At 53.7% G+C, this 2447-nt stretch carries 1 rRNA gene; it reads left to right on the top strand.

Annotated elements, in window-relative coordinates:
* Positions 1 to 2447 (top strand): 23S ribosomal RNA (locus PGH32_RS24495); the annotation flags it as partial.

The following is a 2447-nucleotide window of genomic DNA, read 5'->3' on the forward strand; positions in this document are numbered from 1 at the left end:
ACACTTACTGTGAGTTCGATGAGTAGGGCGGGACACGTGATATCCTGTCTGAATATGGGGGGACCATCCTCCAAGGCTAAATACTCCTGACTGACCGATAGTGAACCAGTACCGTGAGGGAAAGGCGAAAAGAACCCCGGCGAGGGGAGTGAAAAAGAACCTGAAACCGTGTACGTACAAGCAGTGGGAGCATCCTTCGGGGTGTGACTGCGTACCTTTTGTATAATGGGTCAGCGACTTATATTCTGTAGCAAGGTTAACCGTATAGGGGAGCCGCAGGGAAACCGAGTCTTAACTGGGCGTTAAGTTGCAGGGTATAGACCCGAAACCCGGTGATCTAGCCATGGGCAGGTTGAAGGTTGGGTAACACTAACTGGAGGACCGAACCGACTAATGTTGAAAAATTAGCGGATGACTTGTGGCTGGGGGTGAAAGGCCAATCAAACCGGGAGATAGCTGGTTCTCCCCGAAAGCTATTTAGGTAGCGCCTCGTGAACTCATCTCCGGGGGTAGAGCACTGTTTCGGCTAGGGGGCCATCCCGGCTTACCAACCCGATGCAAACTGCGAATACCGGAGAATGTTATCACGGGAGACACACGGCGGGTGCTAACGTCCGTCGTGAAGAGGGAAACAACCCAGACCGCCAGCTAAGGTCCCAAAGTCATGGTTAAGTGGGAAACGATGTGGGAAGGCACAGACAGCCAGGATGTTGGCTTAGAAGCAGCCATCATTTAAAGAAAGCGTAATAGCTCACTGGTCGAGTCGGCCTGCGCGGAAGATGTAACGGGGCTAAACCATGCACCGAAGCTGCGGCAGCGACACTCAGGTGTTGTTGGGTAGGGGAGCGTTCTGTAAGCCGCAGAAGGTGGACTGTGAGGTCTGCTGGAGGTATCAGAAGTGCGAATGCTGACATAAGTAACGATAAAGCGGGTGAAAAGCCCGCTCGCCGGAAGACCAAGGGTTCCTGTCCAACGTTAATCGGGGCAGGGTGAGTCGACCCCTAAGGCGAGGCCGAAAGGCGTAGTCGATGGGAAACAGGTTAATATTCCTGTACTCGGTGTTACTGCGAAGGGGGGACGGAGAAGGCTATATCAGCCGGGCGACGGTTGTCCCGGTTTAAGCATGTAGGCGGAGATTCCAGGTAAATCCGGAACCTTATCAACGCTGAGGTGTGATGACGAGGCACTACGGTGCTGAAGTGATAAATGCCCTGCTTCCAGGAAAAGCCTCTAAGCATCAGGTAACAACGAATCGTACCCCAAACCGACACAGGTGGTCAGGTAGAGAATACCAAGGCGCTTGAGAGAACTCGGGTGAAGGAACTAGGCAAAATGGTGCCGTAACTTCGGGAGAAGGCACGCTGTCGTTAGGTGAAGTCACTTGCTGACGGAGCTGAAGGCAGTCGAAGATACCAGCTGGCTGCAACTGTTTATTAAAAACACAGCACTGTGCAAACACGAAAGTGGACGTATACGGTGTGACGCCTGCCCGGTGCCGGAAGGTTAATTGATGGGGTTATCCGCAAGGAGAAGCTCTTGATCGAAGCCCCGGTAAACGGCGGCCGTAACTATAACGGTCCTAAGGTAGCGAAATTCCTTGTCGGGTAAGTTCCGACCTGCACGAATGGCGTAATGATGGCCAGGCTGTCTCCACCCGAGACTCAGTGAAATTGAACTCGCTGTGAAGATGCAGTGTACCCGCGGCAAGACGGAAAGACCCCGTGAACCTTTACTACAGCTTGACACTGAACATTGAGCCTTGATGTGTAGGATAGGTGGGAGGCTTTGAAGCGTGGACGCCAGTCTGCGTGGAGCCATCCTTGAAATACCACCCTTTAACGTTTGATGTTCTAACCTGGCGCCGTGATCCGGCGTGGGGACAGTGTCTGGTGGGTAGTTTGACTGGGGCGGTCTCCTCCCAAAGAGTAACGGAGGAGCACGAAGGTTGGCTAATCCTGGTCGGACATCAGGAGGTTAGTGCAATGGCATAAGCCAGCTTGACTGCGAGAGTGACGGCTCGAGCAGGTGCGAAAGCAGGTCATAGTGATCCGGTGGTTCTGAATGGAAGGGCCATCGCTCAACGGATAAAAGGTACTCCGGGGATAACAGGCTGATACCGCCCAAGAGTTCATATCGACGGCGGTGTTTGGCACCTCGATGTCGGCTCATCACATCCTGGGGCTGAAGTAGGTCCCAAGGGTACGGCTGTTCGCCGTTTAAAGTGGTACGCGAGCTGGGTTTAGAACGTCGTGAGACAGTTCGGTCCCTATCTGCCGTGGGCGCTGGAGAATTGAGAGGGGTTGCTCCTAGTACGAGAGGACCGGAGTGAACGCACCACTGGTGTTCGGGTTGTCATGCCAATGGCATTGCCCGGTAGCTAAGTGCGGAAAAGATAAGCGCTGAAAGCATCTAAGCGCGAAACTTGCCTCGAGATGAGTTCTCCCTGA

Source organism: Erwinia sp. SLM-02 (assembly GCF_037450285.1).
In the GTDB taxonomy this organism is placed as follows: Bacteria; Pseudomonadota; Gammaproteobacteria; order Enterobacterales; family Enterobacteriaceae; genus Erwinia.